The 23196-nt window shown below is 73.4% G+C and carries 15 protein-coding genes and 2 pseudogenes; 2 read left to right on the top strand and 15 right to left on the bottom strand.

What is annotated here, in order from left to right; all coding sequences use genetic code 11:
- Positions 1-15: 15 nt before the first annotated feature.
- The 9 genes from H1D33_RS06980 to H1D33_RS06940 all read right to left on the bottom strand — a co-directional run bounded on the left by H1D33_RS06980 (position 16) and on the right by H1D33_RS06940 (position 10647).
- Positions 16-1017 carry a hypothetical protein gene (locus H1D33_RS06980; protein WP_181568854.1) on the bottom strand — a complete coding sequence of 334 codons (1002 nt, stop codon included), beginning with the start codon at positions 1015-1017 and terminating at the stop codon, positions 16-18.
- 247 nt (positions 1018-1264) lie between these two features.
- Positions 1265-2185, bottom strand: coding sequence for an ROK family protein (locus H1D33_RS06975; protein ID WP_246411590.1), 921 nt, complete (start codon positions 2183-2185; stop codon positions 1265-1267).
- A gap of 55 nt (positions 2186-2240) precedes the next feature.
- Positions 2241-3689 (bottom strand): argininosuccinate lyase, encoded by a 1449-nt coding sequence (locus H1D33_RS06970; RefSeq protein WP_181568855.1) that lies wholly within the window; start codon positions 3687-3689, stop codon positions 2241-2243.
- On the bottom strand, positions 3686-4657 hold the full coding sequence (locus tag H1D33_RS06965) for an amidohydrolase family protein (RefSeq protein WP_220138681.1): 972 nt from the start codon (positions 4655-4657) through the stop codon (positions 3686-3688). Before H1D33_RS06965 ends, H1D33_RS06970 begins: the two co-directional genes overlap by 4 nt.
- Positions 4654-5481, bottom strand: a complete 828-nt coding sequence (locus H1D33_RS06960; protein ID WP_181568856.1) for a creatininase family protein — start codon at positions 5479-5481, stop codon at positions 4654-4656. The genes H1D33_RS06965 and H1D33_RS06960 overlap by 4 nt, the downstream gene beginning before the upstream one ends.
- Positions 5469-7250, bottom strand: coding sequence for an ABC transporter permease (locus H1D33_RS06955; protein WP_246411591.1), 1782 nt, complete (start codon positions 7248-7250; stop codon positions 5469-5471). Before H1D33_RS06955 ends, H1D33_RS06960 begins: the two co-directional genes overlap by 13 nt.
- Positions 7247-8320: an ABC transporter ATP-binding protein gene (locus H1D33_RS06950; RefSeq protein WP_181568857.1), complete on the bottom strand. Its 1074-nt coding sequence runs from the start codon at positions 8318-8320 to the stop codon at positions 7247-7249. The genes H1D33_RS06955 and H1D33_RS06950 overlap by 4 nt, the downstream gene beginning before the upstream one ends.
- Positions 8321-8399: 79 nt before the next feature.
- On the bottom strand, positions 8400-9443 hold the full coding sequence (locus H1D33_RS06945) for an extracellular solute-binding protein (protein ID WP_181568858.1): 1044 nt from the start codon (positions 9441-9443) through the stop codon (positions 8400-8402).
- A gap of 37 nt (positions 9444-9480) precedes the next feature.
- The gene (locus H1D33_RS06940; RefSeq protein ID WP_307755365.1) at positions 9481-10647 is read right to left on the bottom strand and encodes an ROK family protein; all 1167 of its coding nucleotides are present in this window, start codon (positions 10645-10647) and stop codon (positions 9481-9483) included.
- A 693-nt stretch (positions 10648-11340) separates the two neighbouring features.
- Between H1D33_RS06940 and H1D33_RS06935 the strand changes: the two genes are divergently transcribed.
- The gene (locus tag H1D33_RS06935; protein WP_181568860.1) at positions 11341-12231 is read left to right on the top strand and encodes an SGNH/GDSL hydrolase family protein; all 891 of its coding nucleotides are present in this window, start codon (positions 11341-11343) and stop codon (positions 12229-12231) included.
- Positions 12232-12293: 62 nt separating this feature from the next.
- On the opposite strand, the gene H1D33_RS06930 is transcribed toward H1D33_RS06935, so the two are convergent.
- From H1D33_RS06930 to H1D33_RS06905, 6 genes and pseudogenes are all read right to left on the bottom strand, one after another.
- Entirely contained in the window at positions 12294-13523 is a 1230-nt protein-coding gene (locus tag H1D33_RS06930) for an epoxide hydrolase family protein (protein WP_220138682.1), read from the bottom strand.
- 24 nt (positions 13524-13547) lie between these two features.
- On the bottom strand, positions 13548-14450 hold the full coding sequence (locus H1D33_RS06925) for a redoxin family protein (protein WP_181568861.1): 903 nt from the start codon (positions 14448-14450) through the stop codon (positions 13548-13550).
- Between the two features lie 263 nt (positions 14451-14713).
- Complete coding sequence (locus H1D33_RS06920; RefSeq protein ID WP_422656389.1) at positions 14714-17440, bottom strand: DUF7507 domain-containing protein; 2727 nt, start codon at positions 17438-17440, stop codon at positions 14714-14716.
- A 90-nt stretch (positions 17441-17530) separates the two neighbouring features.
- A pseudogene (locus H1D33_RS06915) lies at positions 17531-18892 on the bottom strand (choice-of-anchor A family protein); the annotation flags it as partial.
- A gap of 35 nt (positions 18893-18927) precedes the next feature.
- Positions 18928-19512, bottom strand: a complete 585-nt coding sequence (locus H1D33_RS06910; RefSeq protein WP_246412258.1) for a GNAT family N-acetyltransferase — start codon at positions 19510-19512, stop codon at positions 18928-18930.
- Positions 19513-19542: 30 nt separating this feature from the next.
- A pseudogene (locus H1D33_RS06905) lies at positions 19543-21591 on the bottom strand (penicillin acylase family protein); the annotation flags it as partial.
- A 97-nt stretch (positions 21592-21688) separates the two neighbouring features.
- Here H1D33_RS06905 and H1D33_RS06900 point away from each other — a divergent pair.
- Positions 21689-23188 carry a pyridoxal phosphate-dependent decarboxylase family protein gene (locus H1D33_RS06900; RefSeq protein WP_181568864.1) on the top strand — a complete coding sequence of 500 codons (1500 nt, stop codon included), beginning with the start codon at positions 21689-21691 and terminating at the stop codon, positions 23186-23188.
- Positions 23189-23196: the final 8 nt, after the last annotated feature.

Here is a 23196-nt window from a genome sequence, read left to right as displayed (position 1 = left end):
CCCTCCTAACACTCGCTACTTGAGGAACCGGTCCAGCGCCGCCTCGATGGTGCCGCTGTCCGGCGCCGCGTACGACTTCATCGTCACCTTGTTGTAGGAGATGAAGCTCGGGCAGCGGGCGGCCGGCGCGGTCACGGTGCCGCCGTCGCCGATCTTCTCGCCGGTCTTGGCCGCGTGGAACGTCAGCGTGTACCGCGAGGAGATGTAGTCGACCGTGACGACCTTGCCGTCGGTGGCCTTGTACTGGCACTTCTTCGGCGTGCCCTCGCTGCCGTCGACCACCTTGAGGCAGCCGATCACCGACGCGGTCGCGAAGTCCGCCGACTTGGCGTAGTAGCTCTTGTCGGAGCTGAACGACTTCTGCGACCAGAACGTCGGCCGGTCCGGGGCGTTGGAGAAAACGTACGCTTTCGCGCTCGACGGCCCGGTGTACGGGGCGGCGTTGAGGATCGAACCGCCCTCGCAGACCGCGGACAGGTCGCTGGAGTAGCGGGCCGTCGTCGCGTCGTTGTTGGTCGGCTCGTCCGGCCCGGTCGTCTCCGGCCCGGCCTGCGAGGGCGTCGCCGTCGGCCCCGGGGTGGCGCTACCGGAGGCGATCGGCGTCGGGTCCTTGTCGTCGTCGCCGCCGAACGCGACGTAGGCGAGCCCGCCGCCGCAGCACAGCAGCGTCAACGTCACCGCGCCGGCGGCGAGGCCGACGATCAGCCCCTTCTTCGACTTGGCGGGCGGCGGGGCGGCCGCGAACGGCGCCGGCTGCCCGGGGTACGCGGGCTGACCCGGGTACGGCGCCTGCGCGCCGTACGCCTCCGGCCCGGGCTGCGCGCCGTAGGGGGCGCCGGAACCGGGCTGCGCGCCGTAGGGGGCGCCCGACGCCGGCGACGCGCCGTAGGGCGCTCCCGAGGCGGGCTGCTGGCCGTACGGCGCACCCGACCCGGGCTGCGCGCCGTAGGGCGGCTGCTGGCCGTACGGCGCGTTGGGGTCCGGATAACCTCCGTAGGGAGGGTGATTGTCACTCATCTGAGGTTCTTCCACCTGTCGTCCGTGGTTCCGGCGATCAACCACCCGCAGCGTAATGACGGCTGCAAATCCACGATCGCCGACGTCTCGCGGTTCTTCACGATCGGTGCCGACGCCGTTCCGGTGCGTGCCCGAACACCGCCCACACCTGCCCCGCGACCGTCGCCCACCTGGCGGGATCCGTTGCGCGACAACGGATCGCCGGTCCGGCGCGGGCCGATCCGGGCACCAAAAAATGTGACGTACGCTACAGCGGCGCCGGTGCCGTGTCCCGGGCCAGGGCGAGCGCACCGTAGAGCGCCGCGTCGTCGGCGAAGCCGGAGCGCACCACGTCGGGCGGGTGCGGCAGCGCCTCGGTCAGCCGGTCGACGAGCATCCGCCGGATCAACCCGCTGCGGGTGACGCCGCCGACCAGCACGATCCGCTGCGGATCGAGCAGCAGGCAGCAGGTCACCAACGCGCGGGCCGCCTCGTCGACCCGGGCGGCCAGCGCGTCGCGCGCCGCGCCCGGCGACTCGGCGGCGGCGGCCAGGCCGGCCGTTCCGCCGGGCAGGTCGAGGTCGGCGGCGAGCCGGTCCAGCGCCCGGCCGGAGAAGTCCAGCTCCAGCATCGTCCCCGGCCAGGGGGTGCCGGCCACCGCGTACCCGATCTCGCCGGCCGCGCCGCGGTGACCGGGCAGCACCGCGCCGCCGACGGTCACGGCCGCCGCCACGCCGGTGCCGATCCCCACCACCAGGCCGGGGTCGACGCCGCGCAGCGCGCCGTGCCGCAGCTCGGCCAGCGCGGCGGCGTTCAGGTCGTTGTCCACCGCGACCCGAGGCACGTCCAGCGCGTCGCGGACCGCGTCGGCCAGGCGCAGCCGCTCCCAGCCGGGCACGTTCGGCGCCAGGTCGATGCCGTCCGGGCGGACCACGCCGGGCGAGGCCACGCCGGCCGCGGCGAGCGGGCCGCCGACCTCGCCGACCAGGTCACCGGCGAGCGCCAGGGCCCGGGCCAGCGCCTGCGGCGCGCCCTGCTCGGCGTGGGTGGGCACCCGGCGGTGGGCCAGCAGCCGGCCGTCCGCGTCGGACACCCCGACCGCCATCTTGGTGCCGCCGAAGTCGATGCCGAGCAGCAACCCCGCGCCGCCCGTGCCGGCGGCGGGCGGGCCGGAGAGTCGCACGCTCACGGTGCCACCTCTGCTCGCGACTGCGGGGCTCGCACACCCGGCTCACTCCTCACGCTCACGCGGCCCCCAGCTCGGCGGCCACGGCGTCCAGCGCCTCGTCGGCCCGGCGCAGCAGGCCACGCACCGCGTCCAGCCGCTCGGCGACCGGGTCGAGCGCGGCGCGCAGCACGCCCACCTGGGCGCGGACCGCAGCGGCGCCCGGCCCGTCGGCCTGGGCCCGCCGGAGCACCAACTCCGGGCGTACGGCGGCGGCGATCAGGTCGGCCACCGCCGCGTCGTCCAGCTCACCGGCGATGTCGGCGGCGGCGCGTACCCCCTCGGGGGTCCAGGTGTCCGGCCCGCCGGCGCGCACCAGCCGGCCGACCACCGAGTGCGCGGCGCGGAACGGCACCCCGTGGCGGGTCAGCGCGTCCGCGGCGGCGGTGGTGGTGGCGCCGGAGGCGACGATCTCCTCGCGGCTGGGCGGGTTCAGCGGCGCGATCTCGGCGAGGAAGCCGCCGACCAGGGCGAAGAACCGTTCCGCGCGGTCGTTGCTCTCCCAGAGCCGCACCTGCACGTCGGTGGTGGCGTTGTTGGAGTCCTCCCACCAGGCGGCGCCGACGTTGTTGAGCACCGAGGCGGCGTCCGCCGCGGCCTGCCCGGCGTAGGAGACCAGGTGCTCCAGCACCACCGGGTTGCGCTTCTGCGGCATGATGCTGCTGCCCTGGGTGAAGTCGCCGGGGGTGGTGACCCACTGCCAGCTCAGCCAGTCCATCAGGGTGCGGGCCAGCCGGGCGCCGGTGGCCAGCGCACGGGCGTTGATCGTGCCGACCCGGACCAGGTGGTCGGCGCCGGCCACCGCCTCGTACGAGTTGGTGACGACGCCGGCGAAGCCGAGCAGCTCGGCCAGCCGGGCGCTGTCGATGTCCAGGTCGGTGCCGGCGAACGCGCAGGAACCCAGCGGCGAGACGTTGAGCTGGTCGATCACGTCGGCGTAGGTGGCGGCCTGGCCGGCGAGCGCCTCGGCGTACCCGGCGAGCGCGTGCCCGATCGTGGTGGGCTGCGCCGGCCGGCGGTGGGTGTAGCCGGTGATGACCACGTCGGCGTACCGGTCGGCCTGCGCCAGCGCGGTGCGCCCGGTGTCCAGCACCCGCTGGAGCACCTCGACGAGCTGGTCGCGCAGCAGCATCCGGAACACGCCGGCGTCCAGGTCGTTGCGGCTGCGGGCGAGCTGCACGTCCAGTTCGGAGGTGGGGATGCCGCAGGCCGCCGCGAGCCGCTTCTCCAGCAGGTAGTAGGTGTCCTCGAAGCTGCCGTCGTACGCCGGGACGGCGGTGGTGTCGGCGCGCAGCTCGGCCAGGCCGCGCAGCAGCCGGGCGCCCCGGTCGGCCGGGATCAGGCCCTGCTCGGTCAGCATCACCACGTGCGCCTGGCTGGCGCGCACCATCGCCGGGTAGAGCCGCCCGACGTGGTGGTCGTAGGTCGGCGCCAGGTGGTGGCGCTGGTAGGTGGTCAGCGTGCTCATCGGGTTTCCTTCCGGTCCGCGGTCAGGCCGAGCAGTCGCTCGGCGTTCCCGGCGAAGATCGCGCGCAGGTGGTCCTCGGGCAGGCCCAGCTCGTGGCAGACGCGGAGCTGGTCGTCGAGGTAGCGGGTGACGTAGCCGCGCGGGAACCAGGACGAGTCGCTGCCGTAGACGACGCGGTGCGGGCCGATCGTCTCGTAGCAGCGGCGGAACAGGTCCTCCAGCGTGAGCCGGTAGGGCATCCAGCGCACCCACTGGTTCGAGCCGGACGTGTCGACGTGGATGTTCGGGCAGCCCCAGGCGGCGAAGAACAGCTCCTGCACGTGCTGGACGCCGAAGTGCGGCACCACCACGGCCAGCTCGGGGAACCGGCGGGCCATCCGGACCAGCTCGTCGGGGCCGCCGTAGCGGCCGACGGGGAGGCCGCCGGCGCTGCCGTAGTGGCCGATGTGGATCAGCACGGGCACGCCGAGGCGCTGGGCGGTGGCCCAGAGCGGGTCCAGGTCCTCGTGGTCGAGCGGGCCGCGCAGCAGCGGCGCGAACAGCTTCAGCCCGCGCAGCCCCCGCTCGGTGACCGCACGCTCCAGCTCGGCCGCCGCGCTCGCGCCGTACGGGTCGTGGTGGGCGAGGCCGAGCAGCAGGTCGGGGTGCCGGTCGACCACGTCGGCGAGGGCGTCGTTGCCGCCGCCGGTGACGAACACCGCCCGGCGCACCCGCACCGCGCGCAGTTCCTCGGCCCACCGGTCCGCCTCGTCCTGCCAGCGTTCGGCGGGCGGCTCCGGCTCCGGAAAGCTCCAGGCCCGGCGCCACTGCCGGGCGTACGGGGCGGACCCGGTGGCCCGTACCGCCCGCTCGTGCGCACCGCCGGGGTGCATCCCGGCGGCCTCCTCGCAGGCGTGCACGGTCTCGTCCGCGCCGATGCGGAAGTGCAGGTGGAAGTCGACCACGTCGAGTCCCCGGTCGGCGGTCACGCGTCCTCCTCCGACAGCGGGTCGGCGGTGGGCGGGGCCGGCATCGGGGCGGCCACCCAGGCGGTGACGATCTCGCGCAGCCGAGCGCCGGCGGTGGCGCGTACCGTCCGGCCGGCCTCCTCGGTGGCCAGCGAGATGTGCCCGGACCAGCCCTGCCACGGGTCGGGTCGGGACTCCACCAGCACGTAGGGGTGGGTCACCGGCAGCTTCGGTCGCGGCGGCAGGTCGGTGGCGGCGTCCAGGCGTACCGTCTCCGGCGCGAAGCCGAGCACCCCGGACGTCTCGTACGCGCCGCCGTGACCGCGGGCGACCGCGTCGCCGTACAGCTCGCCGGTCTCCGCCGGGGTGACCAGTTGGAACCAGTTGACCAGCAGCAGGCTGGCGGTGCGTCGCCCGGACACCCACTCCATGGCGGCCCGGACCGTGGACATGTTGGCGTCGTGGCCGTTGACCACCAGCAGCCGGGGGAAGCCGGCGGCGACGATGCCCTCGATCACGTCGGCGAGGTAGCCGACCGCGATCTCCGGGCGGATCGCCACGGTTCCCGGCCAGGGCCGGGTCTGGCCGGGGCAGGCCGCGTAGGCGACGGGCGGGAACAGCACGCCGCGCGGGCCGGGGCCGGGCGTGGCGCTCTCCGCGGCGAAGCCCTCGGCGAGGATCATGTCGGCGCCGAGCGGCAGGTGCGGGCCGTGCCACTCGACCGCGCCGACCGGCAGCACCGCGAAGTCGGCCGCCGCGACCACGTCGGTCAGTTCGCCGCCGGGGATCCCGGCGGCGGGCAGCAGCCCGCCGCCGTCGGCCCAGCGGGCGGTCACGCCGTCCACTTCGTCGCCTCCCTCGCCGCCCGGCCGCCGTTCTGCAACCGGCCGGAGACCACCATCACCACGAAGATCAACACCACCTGGAGCATCCCGTACGCGGCGGCGGTGCCGACCTCGAACGAGTACATCCGGTTGTTGATCTCCACCGAGATCGGCGCGGTCTCCGAGGTGTAGATCAGCACCGAGGCGACGAACTCGCCGACGCCGTTGACGAACGCGAGCAGCGCGCCGGCCAGCACGCCCGGCAGCATCAGCCGCAGGGTGACCGTGCCGAACGCCCGCCACCAGGACGCGCCGAGGTTGCGCGCGGCCTCCTCCAGCGACGGGTCGAGCTGCGCCAGCGTCGCCGAGCTGGACCGGAACACCAGCGGCAGGAACCGCACGAAGTAGGCCAGCGGCATGATCCAGAACGTGCCGATCAGCACCTGCCCGAAGCTGAACGCGTTGCCGGTGCTGAACGCCGAGATCAGGTTGATCGCCACCACCGTGCCGGGCAGCGCCCAGGCCAGCATGACCGCCACGTCGAGCAGGCCACGCCCGCGGAAGTCCAGCCGGCGCACCGCGTACGCGATGAGCACGCCGACCACCACGCAGCCGAGCGTCGCGAGCAGGCTCATCTGCAACGAGTTGACGATCGGCCGGTAGGCGTCCGGGTCGGAGAAGATGGTGGTGAAGTTCTGCATGGTGTAGCCGGACGGGATCACCTCGGTGGTCCACGTCCCGTCCTCGGAGAACGCCACCAGCGCGATGGTCGCCACCGGGGCGAGCAGCACCACCACGGCGAGCAGCGAGGCGGCCAGCGCCAGCCAGCGGGCGAACGGGTTGGTCAGCTCGCGGCGGTGGCTGGCCACACCCTTGGACTGGGAGCGGTAGCTGCGCCGCCCCTCGTACCACCGCATGCCGAGCAGGAACAGCACCGACACCACCGCGAGCACCGACGCGTAGGTCGAGGCCATCGGCAGGTCGCCGTTGGTGCGGTTGATGTAGATCTGCATGGTCATCGTGCGGTCCACCCCGAACAGCAGCGGAGCGGTGTACGACGCCAGCGACGTCATGAAGACCAGCAGCGAGGCCGACACCAGCGCCGGGGTGAGCATCGGCAGCAGCACGGTCCGCCACACCCGCACCCGACCGGCGCCGAGGTTGTAGGCCGCCTCCTCCACCGACGGGTCCATGCCCGTCAGCGCGGCGGACGTGGCCAGGTAGAAGAAGGGGTACATGGTGAACGTGTGCACCACCAGCACGCCGGCGATGCCGCTGAACGGCAGCACCGGGTTCTCCGTGCCGAAGAGCTGTTGCAGCGCGCGGGGCACGATGCCGGTCTCGCTGTAGAGGAGCTGGAACGAGATCGCCCCGATCAGCGGCGGCAGCGCCGCCGGCACCAGGATGATCGCCTCGATGAGCCGGCGGCCGGGGAACGAGAACCGCTTGAGCAGGAACGCCATGGCCACGCCGACGACGCCGCAGAGCAGCACGCTGGCCGCCGAGATCATCAGCGAGGTGAGCAGCGCGGAACGGGCCACGCCGTCGCCGGTGAGGAAGCTGGCCCAGTTCTCCGGGCCGTCCACCCCGACGCTCTCGCCGAACGTGGCGAGCATCGGCTGGACCACGTAACCGAACAGCACCAGCGCCAGCGGGAACACCAGCACGTACGGGAACCAGCGCGAGTTGGCGTTGAGCCCGGGGCGGCGGGACCGCCGGCCCGGCGGGGTGGGGTCCTCGGTGATCGGCGGGACGGTCGCGGCGCTCGGCGTGGCGGGGATGGTGCTCAAGAGCCCACCACCCACATCCGCTCCGCCGGCAGGCGCAGCCCGACCTGGTCACCCGCGGCGAGTCGGGCCGGCACGTCGATCGCGGCCACCTGCACCGACTCGCCGCCCACGTCGACCACCAGGTTGGTGGCCATGCCGGTGAACTCCAACTCGGTCACCCGGCCGGTAAGCGCGCCCTCGTCGGTGGCCGCGCCGAGCGTGATGTGCTCGGGCCGCACCGACACCAGCGCGGTGGCGCCCTCGCGCAGCCCGTGGTCGGTGGGCGCGGCGACCGGGGCCTCCCGGCCGCCGGGCAGCGCCACCGTCACGGTGTCCGGCCCGGCGGTCACCACCGGCAGGCTCAGCACGTTGCTGCGGCCGATGAACCGGGCCACGAACGCGGTGGCCGGGCGGTGGTAGATCTCCTGCGGCGTGCCGACCTGGCGGACCCGGCCGGACTCCATCACCGCGATCCGGTCGGACATGGCCATCGCCTCGGCCTGGTCGTGGGTGACGTAGAGCGCGGTGGTGCCGCTGTCCTTCTGGATCCGGCGGATCTCGACCCGGGTCTCCTCGCGCAGCTTGGCGTCGAGGTTGGACAGCGGCTCGTCGAGCAGCAGCGTGCGGGGGCGGATCACCAGCGCCCGGGCCAGCGCGACGCGCTGCTGCTGGCCGCCGGAGAGCTGGTCGATGCGCCGGTCGCCGTACCCGGCCAGGTGGACCTGCCCGAGCGCCTCGTCGATGCGGCGCTTCGCCTCGACCCGGCCGACCTTGCGGATCTTCAGGCCGTACGCGACGTTCTGGGCGACGCTCAGGTGCGGGAAGAGCGCGTAGTTCTGGAACACCATGCCGGTGTCGCGCTTGTTCGGCGGCCGGTTGGTGACGTCCTCGGCGCCGAACCGGATCCGGCCCGAGCTGGGGAAGTAGAAGCCGGCGACCATGCGCAGGGTGGTGGTCTTGCCGCAGCCGCTCGGGCCGAGCAGGGTGAAGAACTCCCCCGCGCCGATGCGGAGGTCGACGTCGTCGACCGCCGCGGTGTCGCCGGCACGTGGGAAGCGCTTGCTCACCGACTCCAGCGTGACATCGATCATGACGTCTCTCCTTGTGTCCGGTCTGAGTGGGGCGAGGGCGGGACGCCGGGCGCCTGGGTGCGCCCGGCGTCCCGGCCGGTCAGCCCTTGTTCTTGATCTGACCGTTCCAGTGGTTGATCCACTCGGTCTCGTTCTTGCCGACCACGTCCCAGTCGACGTCCATCGGCTTGAGGTCGAGCTTCGCCAGCCACTCCGGCTTCTCCGCGATGTCCACGGCCGGGATCTGGAAGTAGTCCTTCGCCAGCTCGGCGCGGAGCGAGTCGTCGAAGAGGAACTCGAGGAACTTCTGCGCGCCCGCGCTGTTGCCGCCCTTGACCTGGGCCAGGCCGTCGACCAGGACCGGGGCGCCGGAGGCCGGCATCACGTAGTCGAACGGCATGTTCGCCTGGTTGGCCTGGAGCAGGATGTCCTGCAGGTTCCAGGCGCTGAGCGTGCCCTGCTGGCGGGAGAGCTTGAGGTAGAGGTCGGTCGGGTTGGCCGCGTACGCGCCGGTGTTGGCGTCGAGCTTCTTCAGCCAGTCGTAGCCGGGCTGCGGGTTGCTGCCGTCGGGGGACTGCCGCTGGATCATCGAGGCGTAGATCGACCGCATGGTGCCGGAGGCCGCCACGTCCCGGATGATGATCTTGTCCTTGAACTCCGGCTTCAGCAGGTCGTCCCAGTCCTTCGGGGCCTGCTCCGGGGTGAGCGCCTTGTTGTTGTACATGATGACCTCGGGCAGCAGGATCTCGCCGAACCACCGGCCCTGCGGGTCCTTGTACTTCTCGTCCATCTTGCCGGCGAACGACGGCTGCCAGCCGGTGAGCAGGTCCTCGGACGCGCCGGAGGCGAGACCCTGCTGGGTGCCGCCCCACCAGACGTCGGCCTGCGGGTTGGCCTTCTCCGCCCGGACCCGCTCCAGGATCTCCTGGGCGCCCAGGTTGAGCACCTCGACCTTGCCCTTGTACTCGGGGTACTTGGCGGTGAACTTGTCCACGACGAAGGTGGTGACCTTCTTGTCGCGGGCCGAGTAGATCGTCAGCTTCTCGGCGTCGCCGCCGGCCGAGTCACCGGAGCCGCCGCCGCAGGCGGTGCCGGCGGCGAGAACGGTGGCGAGCGCACCGGCGAGCAGGAGTCGACGTCTCATGGAGTACCTCCGAGGGGTGTTGTGGGGGGTGGAGCGATCAGGGGGCGGGTAGCAGGGTGGACAGGCCGGACGCGGCGGCCGAGAGCGCGTAGCTGACCGCGCCGTGCAGCACCGCCTGGTCGCCGAGGACCGCGCGGCGGACCTCGGTGGGGCTGGGCGCGCCGAGGGACACCAGCGCCTGGAGCTGGTCCACGGCGGCGTCGTCGAGGTCGGCGGCGGCGCCGCTGAGCAGCACCCGGCCCGGGTCGACCACGCAGGCGCAGGAGACGATCAGCCGGGCCCAGGCGGCGAGCAGCTCGGCCAGGTACGCCGCGGCCAGCTCGTCGGTGGCGGCCAGCTCCACGAGCGCCCGTACCGGCGCGGCCGGCCGGCGTCCGGGGGCCAGCGCGACCACCCGTTCGGCGACGGCGCTCTCCGACCAGCGGGCCTCGAACGGGCCGATCCCGTCGTGCCCCCGGTCGGCCGGGTCGAGCGGCAGGAAGCCGACCTCGCCGGCCGCGCCGCCGGAGCCGCGGCGGACCTGCCCGTCGAGCACCAGGCCGGCGCCGATGCCGTCGCCGACGTGCAGCAGGAGCAGGTCGGCCACGTCGCTGCCGGCGCCCGCGGCGTGCTCACCGGCGGCCATCAGGTTGACGTCGTTGTCGACCACCACCGGCACGCCGAGCCGCCGCTGGACCGACTCCCCCACCGGGCGCGCCTCGACCAGCCCGACCGAGGGGGCGAGCCGGACCGCGCCGCCGGTGGAGACGCCGGGTGCGGCGATGGCCACGCCGCGCAGCGCGGGCAGCCCGTCGCCGGCCAGCTCGGGCACGGCGGCGCAGATCAGGTCGACGATGTCGCCGGTCCGCCGCACCGTGCGGTGGGCGATCACGGCGCCGTCGCTGTCAGCGATCTCGCAACTGATCCGGGCCGGTTCCAGCGCCACGGCGGCGACCAGCTCGGCACGCGGGTTGAACTCGAGGATCGCGCGGGGCCGGCCGGCGCGGGAAGCGCCGGGGCCGCGCTCGATCAGGTAGCCCTCGGCGACCAGGTCGCGGACCAGCGGGGTGAGCGTGGCGGGGCTCAACCCGGTCAGCTCGGTCAGCTCGGCCCGGGAGAGCACCCGGGCCTGGCGGGCGGCGGAGATCACGCTACGGCGCTTGATCTCCTTCGACCGCTCCCGGCTCACCGGGCTCGTCGGTGGGGTCACCACGTCTGTCACCATTCCTTCCTACGGCGAACGAAGTATTGCGTCAAGTAACGATCTGATCTCGCACATCCGGAGCGAGCGCACCTGAGCTGGAAAATTGGCGTTCCGTGGGCCGCTCGGGAGCGGGTCGGGCCCACCGGTGCCACCGCTTCGGCATCCCGCTCGCCCCGCCTTTAGTTCGGCCCACGAAGAAAGGTGCCGGCGCATCCGCCCCGGCATCCGCATCAGCTTGCCACTGTGGAGGGTCGGCACGTCCGCCCAGGCCGCCCGCCCGCATCGGGCGGCAACCTGACTCCGCCCGCCTTTCGAGCTGACGGCAGAAACGACTCACGCCGCCATCCCGCCCCCGCCATGCCGGCCCGCGAGACGGGACGGCCGTGGATCTTGGTACGGAACGGCCCCTGGAGGGGCTGATTCGTACCAAGATCTTGAACGGCGCCGCGCGGGACCGGTCGCCCTTGACGTCGAGCGCGCTCCGCCTTCTACCGTCGTGGCACACGCGGACGCGTGGCGCCGACGCGGCCGGCGTGCACGACGAGCGCATCGTCGCCGTCGAGTTCGCCCGGTGGCTCCGCGACCGGGCGGGCGGGGAGGGGTGCTCCCACACCCCTGCCACCCCTTAATGGTGATTGTCTATATTGACGGACATCACAGGCGCGGACACACTTCCGGGACCACCACCCCATCTCCCCGCTCCGGGAGGGCCCCATGAACCGTCCCCGCCTGTCGCCGACGCGTACGGCCGCACGCCTGGCCGCGGTCGCCGCCGCCACCGCCGGCGTGCTGCTCGCCGCCGTCGCACCCGCCTCTGCCGCCGTGCCCTCCGGGCGCTACGTGGCGCTCGGCGACTCGTACACCGCCGGCCCGCTCATCCCCACCCAGGTCGACCTGAACTGCCTGCGCTCCAACCGCAACTACCCGTCGCTGGTCGCGTCGGCCGCCGGCTCGTCGTCGTTCGCGGACGTGAGCTGCTCCGGGGCCACCACCGACGACATCCTGTACGGCGGCGACGGGCAGCTCGGCATCGCCGTGCCGCCGCAGGTCAACGCCGTCACCTCGAACACGGCGCTGGTGACGGTGCAGATCGGCGGCAACGACATCGGGTTCTCCGGGATCATCAGCGACTGCGCGGAGGCGAGCCTCAGCAGCCCGCTCGGCTCGCCGTGCAAGGACCGGTTCACCGCCGGCGGCACCGACCAGCTCCGCGCCCGGATCGCCGCCACCGTGCCGAAGGTGACCGCGGTGCTGCGCGCGGTCAAGCAGGCCGCGCCGAACGCGCGGGTCGTGGTGCTCGGCTACCCGGCGATCCTGCCGGACAGCGGGTACGGCTGCTGGCCGGTGGTGCCGATCGCCTACCAGGACGTGCCCTACCTGCGTGGTGTGGAGAAGGCGCTGAACGCGATGCTGGCCGACACCGCGGCGGCGAACGGCGCCGGCTACGCCGACGTCTACACCCCGTCGATCGGCCGGGACACCTGCAAGAGCAGCGGCACCCGCTGGGTCGAGGGGCTGGTGCCGCAGAACGCCGCCGCGCCGTTCCACCCGAACGCCCGGGGTGAGCAGGGCATGGCCGACGCCCTGCGGGCGCACCTGAGCTGACGAGCCGCCTCCGAGCCGGTCCCGCCGCGGGGCGGGACCGGCTCACGGCCGTGGCGGGCCGGTCAGCGCAGCGACCGGAACGCGTCGCGCATCTCCCGGGCGAACAACTGCGGCTGCTCCCAGGCCGCGAAGTGCCCGCCGCGTTCCACCTTGCGGTAGTGGATGAGATTCGGGTACGCCCGCTCGGCCCAGCTCCGCGGCGCCAACAGGATCTCGTCCGGAAACTGGCTGACCGCGGCCGGCACCCGGACCCCCTTCGCGGCGAAGAAGGACAGCGTGTTCTGCGCGTAGAGGCGGGCCGACGAGACGCCGGTGTTGGTCAGCCAGTAGAGCGTCACGTTGTCCAGGATGTCGTCGCGGGTCAGGCCGCCCGGCCGGCCGGCGAAGGCGGCGCGGATCAGGTCCAGGCTGGCCGCGTCGTGGTCGAGCATGAACGACGCCAGCCCGACCGGCGAGTCGGCCAGCGCGGTCAGCGTCTCCGGGCGGGTGGTCATGACGAGCGCGTACGCGGAGTGCTTCCAGAAGAAGTCGATCCGCTCGCAGGCGGCCCGCTCCTCCTCGGAGAGCCCGGCCGGCAGCTCGGCCAGCGGGTTGTTCACCCCGGTGATGCCGCTCTGCAGCAACGCGTCGATCTCCGGCGGGACCACGCAGGGCATGTTGGTGTGGATGCCGGCCAGTTCCGGCGGCGCCTGCACGCCCAGCATGTCGGTGATGAGCGCGCCCCAGTCGCCGCCCTGCGCCACGAACCGGTCGTAGCCCAACCGCCGCATCAGCTCGGTCCAGGCGCGGGCGATGTGCTGCGGGTCCCAGCCGGGCGCGTCCGGGCGGCCGGAGAAGCCGTAGCCGGGCATCGACGGGATCACCAGGTGGAAGGCGTCCGACGCCTCACCACCGTGCGAGGTCGGGTCGGTGAGCGGCCGGATGATCTTCAGTTGCTCGATCACCGAGCCGGGCCACCCGTGCGTGACGATCAGCGGCAACGCGTCGTCGTGGTGCGACCGGACGTGGATGAAGTGGATGTCCAGCCCGTCGATCTCGGTGACGAAGTTCGGCAGGTCGTTCAGCCGGGCCTCGACCGTGCGCCAGTCGTACTCCGTCACCCAGTGGTGGGCCAGCGCCTGGCTGGTCTCCAGCGGCACCCCCTGCGACTGGTCGGCGACGGTCTCCCGCTCGGGCCACCGGGTCGCGGCGACCCGCTCCCGCAGGCCCCGCAGGTCCGCCTCGGGCACCTCGATCCGGAACGGGCGGATGTCGGTGCCGGTACGCGTCGGCGTCATGGTCTTGACGGCCACGGAGAATCTCCTCCTCGGTCGGGTTCAGGGGCCGAACGTGAAGACGTACGCGCGGAAGCCGGGCCGGTCGGTGACCAGCGTCAGCCGGTGCTCCCCCGGCGGCCCGCCGGCCACCAGCCGGACCATGGCCGGCCGGTCGACCCGCGCCGACCCGTCCGGGTCGACGTCGGCGCCCCGCGCGTCGCCGACCGGGTTCCCGTCCAGCAGCACCTGAACCGCGACCGGCCCGTCCGGCCCGGGATCGGCGACGAGGTTGACCTCGCCGGCGGTGAACGGCAGCACCAGCTCGCCGACGCCGCCGGCGAGCTCCACGTACTCACCGTCCGTGCGCCAGTCGCCGGTGAGCGCGTACGAGCCGGGCACGCCCCGGTCCGCGCCGAGGTAGGTCTCCGGGGTGATCCCGGCGTACGTGGGTTGCGGGCTCGTGGCGTATCCGGTCACCTCGGGGCTGACCGGCGGCAACGCCACGCCGGGCGCGGCATCGCCGAGCAGCCGGCGGATCTCCGCCTCGATCCGGTCGTAGTCGCCCTCGCCGAGCCACCGGTCCACCAGCCGCCCGTCGACGTCGAAGAGGTACGTCGCCGGCCAGGCGTCGTTGCCGAGGGCACGCCAGAAGGTGTAGTCGTCGTCGACCGCGATCGGGTAGGTGAGCCCGTGGTCCCGGACCGCCCGGTCGATGTTCTCCGGCAGCCGGCCGAACGCGAACTCGGGCGCGTGCACGCCGACGACGGTGAGCCCCAGGTCGTGGTAGTCGCGGTGCCACGCCCGCACGAAGGGGGCGGTGCGGATCCAGTTGACGCAGGTGTACTCCCAGATGTCCACCAGGACCACCCGGCCGCGCAGCGCCTCCGGTGTCAGCGGCGGCGAGTTCAGCCACCGCCGTACGGTGATCGGTGGAAGGCGCGTCGCCACCTGAGCCCTGGTCATCGCCGGCTCCCGTCGCCGAGGTCGGTCACGTCCGCCGTGAGGCGTCCGGCGGCTTACCCGGCCGGCGCGGCTTCGAACGGCGGTCGGTCACGCCGTCGACGCCGGCGGCCACCGCGAGCCCGATCCGCCCCGGCCGCGCCTCCGCTCCCCCACCCGATCCCGCGCTTGTCCCACAATCAGGAAGCGCCTGGGACGCGGATGGCACGCCGAGGTGGCGGTGTCGGGACGCTCCCGACACCGCCACCTCGCCGAGGGTGAGTCGATCAGGTCAACTCATGGCCCGGGTCGGCTCGACGCCGTCGGCTCAGCGCCGTCAGCACGATGCCGGTCAGCAGCGCCAGCCCACCGGCGACCGAGATCGGGATCAGGAACGAGCTTCCGGTGATCGGCAGCTTGCCGTGGTGCCACGGCCACGGTCCGGGCTTCGGGCCGGGACCGGGATGCGGGCCAGGCTCGATCTTCACCCGGACGCAGAGCGTGTCCTCGGGCGAGACCGGCGCCGGACCCGAGGGCGGTGTCCCGGTCGCGCTGGCGGTGTCGGTGATGCACCGCTGCTTCGTGTCCGCCTTGGACACCGTGTAGGTCGCCGTGCAGGTGACCGTCTCCCCCGCTGCCAGCGTGACCTCCCCGTTGGGTGTGTCGCCCGGGCCGCAGGTGATCGGTCCGAGGTTCGCCGGGTCGGCCGGCGGTGCCAGCGTGTCCGTCACGGTCACCCCGGTCAGCGGCACCGAGCCGGTGTTGGTGACCTGGAAGCTGTAGCGCACCTGCTGGCCGACCTTGTGCACCTCGGTCGGGTCTGCGGACTTCTCCAGCGTGATCGCCGCGCCCTTGGTGGTGGTCACCACGGCCGAGGCCGGCTCGGACCGTACCGGCGTCGGCGGTTCCTGCCCGGGCACGGTCGGCGGCGTGCCGACCGCGACCGCGGTATTTGTCACCCGGCCCGTCGTGAGGTCGGCCTCGGTGACCGCGTAGGTCGCGGTGCAGGTGGTGCTCTCCCCCGGCGCGAGCGCGGTGTCGGCGCAGGTGATCGCCGACGGCCGCCCGGTGCCGGAGAAGGCTGTCTCGTCGATGGCGATCCGGGAGAGCGTGGTGTTGCCGGTGTCGGTGACCACGTAGCGGTAGGTCACCACCTCACCGGCGCGGGACACCGTCTCCGGTGTCACGCTCTTGGTGAGCGCGATGCCCGGGTGCAGGATCGGAATGTCGTTCGTGGACGGACCGGAGACCGGCGCCGGGCCGCGCGGCGGGGTGCCGGTGGCGGTCGCGGTGTCGAGCAGCGAGGCTTGGGCGAAGTCCACCGCCGAGACCGTGTAGGTGGCCCGGCACTCGATCGACGCGCCGGGCGCCAGCGTCACGGTGCCGTTCGGCACATTGTCCGGGCCGCAGGTGATCGCGGTCTGGTTGTCGCGGCTGGCCGGCGGCAGCAGGGTGTCGTTCACGGTGACCTTGGTCAGCGTGAGGCCACCGGTATTGACCACCTGGTAGGTGTAGGTGATCTTCTGGCCGACCTCGGTGATCGCCACCGTGCCGGACGATTTGACGATGTCGATGCCGGACACCGGGTCACCGGCGGGCACGGTCAGCGTGGACGGGTCGGAGTCGACAGGCGTGGTGGTGCCGGGCGGCGTGCCGTGCGCGGTGGCCGTGTCGGCGAGCGAGCCGTTGTCGATGTCGGCCTGGGTGACCGTGTAGGTGGCGGTGCAGGTGGTGGACCCGCCCGGCGCGAGCGTGGTGTCCGCGCAGGTGATCGGCCCGAGGTTCGCGTTCGACGACGGCGGGGTCTGCACGTCGGTCACGTTCACGTTCGACAGGGTGAGGCCGCCGGTGTTGACCACGACGAAGCGGTACGGCACCTGCTGCCCGGGCGCGGTGATCACCGTGGTGGTGGACGTCTTGTCCACGCTGATCGAGGCGGTCACCTCCGCGCGTGGGATGGTCAGGTCGGACGGGTCGGAGACGACCGCGGGGCCGGTGGGCGGCGTGCCGCTCGCGGTGGCCGTGTCGGCGAGCGAGCCGTGGTCGAGGTCGGCCTGCGAGACCGTGTACGTGGCGGTGCAGGTGGTTGACGTGCCCGGCGCGAGCGTGGTGTCCGCGCAGGTGATCGGCCCGAGGTTCGCGTTCGACGACGGCGGCGTCTGCACGTCCGTCACGTCGATGCCGGACAGGGTGACACCGCCGGTGTTGGTGACCACGAACCGGTAGGGCACCTGCTGCCCGGCCGAGGTGATCGTGGTGGTGGAGGAGGACTTGACCACGGTGATCTCGGGGGCGACGGGCGTGGCCGCGATCGTCAGGTCCGAGGGCTGCGAGTCGACAGGCGTGGTGGTGCCCGGCGGCGTGCCGTGCGCGGTGGCGGTGTCCGACACCGAGCCGAGGTCGAGGTCGGCCTGGCTGACCGTGTAGGTGGCGGTGCAGGTGGTCGACGCGCCCGGCGCGAGCGTGGTGTCCGGGCAGGTGATCGGCCCGAGGTCGTCGTTGGACGACGGCGGTGTCTGCACGTCGGTCACGTTCACGTTCGACAGCGTCACGCCACCGGTGTTCGTCACCGTGAACCGGTAGGGCACCTGCTGGCCGGGCGCGGTGATGGTGGTCGTGGTGGAGGACTTCACCACCGTGATCTCCGGAGCCAGCGGCGTCGCCGGGATGGTCAGGGTCGACGGGTCCGAATCGACGGGCGTGGTGGTGCCCGGCGGCGTGCCGTGCGCGGTGGCCGTGTCCGACACCGAGCCGTGGTCGAGGTCGGCCTGCGACACCGTGTACGTGGCCGAGCAGATCATCGACACACCGGGCGCGAGGGTGCTCGTCGGGCAGGTGATCGGCCCGAGGTTCGCGTTCGACGACGGCGGCGTCTGCACGTCCGTCACGTTGACGTTCGACAGCGTCAGCCCGCCGGTGTTCGTCACCACGAACCGGTACGGCACCTGCTGCCCGGGGAACGTGATCGTGGTGGTGATCGACGACTTCTGCACCGAGATCGACGGGGTCAGCACCTCGGCCGGGATGGTGAGGTCGGAGGGCTCGGACACCACCGGGGCGCCGCTGGGCGGGGTGCCCCGAGCGGTGGCGGAGTCGGAGACGCCGCCGTGGTCCAGGTCGGCCTGGGTGACCGTGTACGTCGCCGTGCAGGTGGTCGACGCGCCGGGGGCGAGGGTGGCGTCCTGGCAGGCGATCGGGCCGAGGTTCGCGTTCGACGAGGGCGGTGTCTGCGTGTCGGTGACGACGATGCCGGTCAGTGCGACGCCACCGGTGTTGACCACCGTGAACGAGTACGGCACCTGCTGCCCGACGGAACTGATCAGCGCGGTGGTCGATGACTTCACCAGCGCGATGCTGGCCGGGCCACCGCCGTTGCAGCTCAGCGTGGTGCTGAACGGGAAGTAGTGGATCTCGCCGCCCTCGTGGTCGAGGGTACGGGTGATCACGCTGCCCTCCGTGTTGGACGCGGACAGGTCGGTGAAGTCGGCGTTCGGGGCGTAGATGCTGCCCTCGACCGTGCGCGCGCCGGCGGTGAGCGTGAGCCGGGTCGCGGTCGGGAAGTTGATCAGGATGTACTGGGCCTGCTGGCCGCCGACGCCGGCGAAGTTCGGCGCGGTCCAGTCGAAGGTGTTCCCGACGCCCGTGGTGTCCACGTTGATCAGCAGTGGTGTGGTCGCGGTGGGCTGGTCGCGGAAGGTCAGCGTGTCGATGTTGTTCAGGTCCGTGGCGCTGAGGTTCAACACGTTGGTGACGCCGCTGGTCAGGTTGATCACCGCGTTGCTGCCGGGCGGGATGGGCCGGGGCAGGACGTTGCCGTTGGGGTCGGTGAGGACCACCGTGTTCTCGCAGCCGGCCAGCCCGGTCGAGGTGGACCGGAACGACGCGAACGCGTCGGCGAAGTTGATCGGCGAGGTCGGACCGACGTTCGCCGGCTCCTGCCGGACCGTCAGCTCCACCCGGGGGAAGGCGTCGTAGTCGTTCGTCGGCAGGATCCGGGTGTTGACCGCGGCGCCGTTGTTGTCGGTGTCCCGGACGAACGTGCCGGTGAGGTTCCCGACCTTGGCGTATCCCTGGGACAGCACCTGGAGCCGGGTGCCCGCCACGCTGCCGGCGAAGTCGACCCGGCCGCCCACCACGAGCGCGGTCGGTCGGCTGTCGCCGGGGACGACGAACGAGCCGGCGGTGTTGTTGGCGAGCTGGTAGTTGCCGAAGGAGAGGTCACCGCCGACGGCCATGGTGCCCTCGTTCTCGTTGGTGACCACCCGGGCGTCGCCCTCGGTCATCACCCCGAAGCTCTGCGCCGCCGCGACCGGGTTGACCGGGCCGACCGCCCGTGGCGCCTGCTGCGGCGGCGGTTGGCCGCCGGGCGCGGCCGTCGCGACCGCGACCGGCAGCGGCGCGGTGAGCGCCGCGACGGCCACGACCGCGGCGGCGCGCCGCCACGGGCCCCTGAACGTTCTGATCATCATTCCCCCGCTTGTCCGATTTGGGGGGATGTTAGCTAGCCAGGGGTTCCCTGCGGATCACTACCGGGAACGTGAGCACCAGTCTCGAACCGCTCCCGGGTGAGGAACGCCAACTGCGCGCGCTTGTCCGGCAGGTCGATCTCGTCGGCGAACGTGAAACCCTCCCTCCGCAGTCGACGCAGCGCGGCGTCGTTGCGGACGTCCGGCTCGGCCACCACCCGCCGGGCGGCCGGATCCCGCAGCAGGAACCGGATCAGCGCGGGAACCACGGCCGAGGTGAGGCCGCGCGCGTAGCGCCGGGGCGGGTTCAGCAGCAGGTGCATCCCCACGTCGCCGGGCCGCACCGGGTAACGCTCCCCCACCGGGTCCGCCTCCGGTCGGTAGGTCTGGAACAGCCCGACCGGCTCGCCGTCGAGCCGGATCAGGTACGCGTGGTGAGTGTCCAGCCCGTCGAGGAAGGCGTAGACCTCGCGGACGTCGTCGCGGGTGTGCGCGCCCATCCCCCAGAACCGGTTGCGGGGCAGCGTCACCCAGCCGTGCAGCAGGTCGGCGTGCCGGTCCGGGCGTACCGGCTCCAGCGCCAGGTCACCGAGGTCGGGGTGGCGTTCCAGGTGGATCACGGGGTGGTCCTCTCGCGGGGGCCCGGCGGGCACCGGGATCAGTGTCCCAGCGGCCCAGTGGGCGAGTTGGTCGGTGAAGTGCGGGTCGCCGGGCCGCCCGGAGGCGCCGAACGGGACGATCCAGCGGCTGGCCGCGCGGTCGGTCAGGTCCCACACGTAGCGGGCGACCGGGCCGCGCCAGCAGGCGTCCGAGACGCCCGGCACGCTGGAGGTGGCCAGCACGCAGTCGGTGTCGCCGGCGAGCGCCACCGCGCGCACGGCATCGGCGGTGGCGGCGACCACGCCCAGGTGCACCGGGTGCAGCAGGTGCCGCCGGCCCCACGGCTCGGGCGCCGGCCCGGCGGCCACCTCCACCAGCGCGTCGGCCGCGAGCGCCCGGACGTCGACGCCGAGGGCCCCGCGCGACGCGACACCTGACCCGACCTCGCCGGGCGACGCGGCGTCGGCGTCGGCGTCGACCAGGTGGTCCAGCGCCAGCCCGATCCTCGTCGCCGGGTCGGTCCAGGGCGCGAACAGCCCGTCGTAGCCGGACGGCTCGTGCAACGCGCGCAGCGCCGGGTGCGCGCACAGCCGGCGGGCGAGCGCCGCCCGCCACGCCGCGTGGGCGCCGGCGTCGGCCGAGTCGGCGGCCATCGCGCCGTCCCAGGCCAGCAGCCGGTGCCGCAGGGTACGCGCCGGCGCGTCGAGCCGGGCCGGATCGAGCCGGTGGAGCAGCCGGCGCGGCGCGGTCGCCGGAAGGTGGGCGTCGGTGTGCACGGCTGACGCCTCGACGCCGTCGGCGAGCAGGGCGCGGATCCGCCGGGCGCGGTGCGGTGGCGCGAAGTCCACCCCGTGCGCGGCGACGTCGGGGCGGCGGTCGTTGGCGCAGACCGCCACGCCGTCGACCGGCTCGTCCACCATCGGCAGGTGGTCGCCGCGCCAGTGGTATCGCGGCTCCCAGGCGGGCACCGGCTCGCGGCGGCACCGCTCGTCGCGTACCGGGACCAGGCCGGCGACCAGGCGGCGGACCTCGCCACCGGTGTCGGCGGCGAGCACGCTGTTGACCGGCTCGACCCAGTCGCGCAGCGCGTCCGCGACGTCGCCGGCGCGGCGGGCGCGCAGCAGCGGCAGCAGCGCCTCGACGCCGAGGCGGGCCTCGACCCGGCTCGGGGTGCGCAGGCTGATCGCCTCGCCGGTGACCCGGTCGTGGTCGATCACCGGCCCGCGTGGCGTCTCGACGATCTCGACCGGCTCCGGGTCGCCGCCGCGCACCTCGATCTCCTCGACGTGCCGCGCGACCGGTGTCCAGCCGGACGGCCCGCGCGCCAGCAGCCGGTCGCCGTCGCGGCGGAGCTGTTCGCGGTAGAGGTCCTGGTAGTCGGCCATCGCGTTGGTGACGGCCCAGGCCACCTGGCCGGCGTGACCGAAGTGCGGCAACCCGGGTACGCCGGGGAACGCCAGCCCGACCACGTCGAACTCCGGGCAGGCCAGCCGGATCTGCTGGTAGACGCCGGGCAGTTCGAGCAGCCGGTGCGGGTCGCCGGCGAGCACCGGGCCGCGGCCGGTCGCCGGGCCGGCGGGCAGCGCCCAGGCGTTGCTGCCGGACGACGCCGGTCCCTCCACGGCGAACAGGGCGACCGCGTCCGGGCCGAGCGTGCGGGCCACGTGCGCGTGCCAGAGCTTGTTGGGGAACGTCGAGAAGAGCGCGTGCTGCACCAGGAACACGCCCAGCGGCGTCCACGGGTGCCACGGCTCGGGCGCGCTGCCGGTGGCGGCGTACTCGGGCGCGTCGGCGGCGCCCTCGGCGAGACCGGCGTTGACGCCGTCCACGTACGCGTCGACCCACCGGCGGGTCGCCGGGTCGAGCCGTTCGTGGCAGCGCCGGGCGGTGTCGTCCAGCCGGGCCCGCCGGGCGAACCGGTCCCAGGCCAGCTCGCGGGCGCCGACGTGCGCGGCGAGCCGCCCCTCGGACCGCCACCGTTCGACGCCGAGCTGCCAGGCCCGGTCGCGCGCGGTGACCCGGCCCTGGAGGCGGGCCAGCTCGTCCACGTCGTCGGCCCACAACTGCGGTACGCCCCAGCGGTCCCGCTCGACACGCATCCCGACCCCCTTGCTTGAAAGTTAGGTGAGCCTAACCTAATCTGACCGTCGCGCGGCGGTCGCCGCGCCCCTGTCCGCACGACCATCGGGACGTCGCATGAGTTCGATCGGCAGCGCCGCACGCGCCCACCTGTTCCACGACGGCACCGTCGAGCGCTACCGCGACGTGCTCGCGCGCGGCGTCGACCGGGTCGCCCGCCGGGTCGGCGAGGTGGACCGCCCGGCCACCGGCGTCACCCCGGAGGCGCTCGCCCCGCTGGTCGGTGCGATCGACCTGGACCGGCCGCTGGGCGACACCGACGCCGCCCTCGACGAGCTGCACGACGTGTGGCTGCGCGACGCGGTGTGGTTCCACCACCGCCGCTACCTGGCCCACCTGAACTGCCCGGTGGTCATTCCGGCACTGCTCGGCGAGGCGGTGCTCAGCGCGGTCAACTCCTCCCTGGACACCTGGGACCAGAGCGCCGGCGCCACGCTCATGGAACGCCGGCTGATCGACTGGACGGCCGCGCGGATCGGCCTCGGCGCCACCGCCGACGGCGTGTTCACCAGCGGCGGCACCCAGTCCAACCTCCAGGCGATGCTGCTGGCCCGGGAGGAGGCGTACCGCCGGATGGTCGGCGCGACCCGGCCGGCCCGCCCGGAGGCGCTGGCCCGGCTGCGGATCGTCACCTCCGCCGCCGGCCACTTCAGCGTGCAGAAGGCCGCCAAGCTGCTCGGCCTGGCCGCCGACGCGGTGCTGACCGTGCCCACCGACGCGGACCGCCGGATGCGCACCGACGAACTGGCCCGCACCATCGACCGCTGCCGCCGAGACGGGCAGGTGGTGATGGCGGTCGTCGCCACCGCCGGCACCACCGACTTCGGCACCATCGACCCGCTGCCGGAGATCGCCGACATCTGCACCGCCGCCGGCGTCTGGCTGCACGTCGACGCCGCGTACGGCTGCGGGTTGCTGGTCTCCCCCACCCGCCGGCACCTGCTCGACGGCATCGAACGGGCCGCCTCGGTGACCGTCGACTACCACAAGTCGTTCTTCCAGCCGGTCAGCTCCAGCGCGCTGCTGGTGCGCGACGGCCGCACGCTGCGGCACGCCACCTGGCACGCCGACTACCTGAACCCGCTCCGCGCGGCCGAGCAGGGCATCCCGAACCAGGTCGACAAGAGCATCCAGACCACCCGCCGCTTCGACGCGTGCAAGCTCTGGCTGACCCTGCGGATCATGGGCCCGGACGCCGTCGGCGCGCTCTTCGACCAGGTCGTCGACCTGGCCGCCGACGTCTGGCGGCGCCTCGACGCCGACCGGCGCTTCGAGGTGGCGGTCCGCTCCCAGCTCAGCACCGTGGTCTTCCGACACGTGCCGCCCGGCGCCGACCCGCACCTGGTGGACGAGGCCAACCTGCACGCCCGCGAGGCGCTCGCCGCCTCCGGCGCGGCGCTGGTCGCCGGCACCAAGGTCGACGGCGCGCACTGGCTGAAGCTGACGCTGCTCAACCCGGAGACCACCGTGGACGACGTCACCGCCGTGCTCGACCTGATCGCCGGGCACGCCGCCCGGTACGCCCGCACCGCCGCCACGCCGGCCCCGGTCGGCTGAGGAGCGGC

The organism is Micromonospora ferruginea (assembly GCF_013694245.2).
Classification (GTDB): Bacteria; Actinomycetota; Actinomycetes; order Mycobacteriales; family Micromonosporaceae; genus Micromonospora; species Micromonospora robiginosa.
This window is presented reverse-complemented; position numbering and strand designations above follow the sequence as displayed.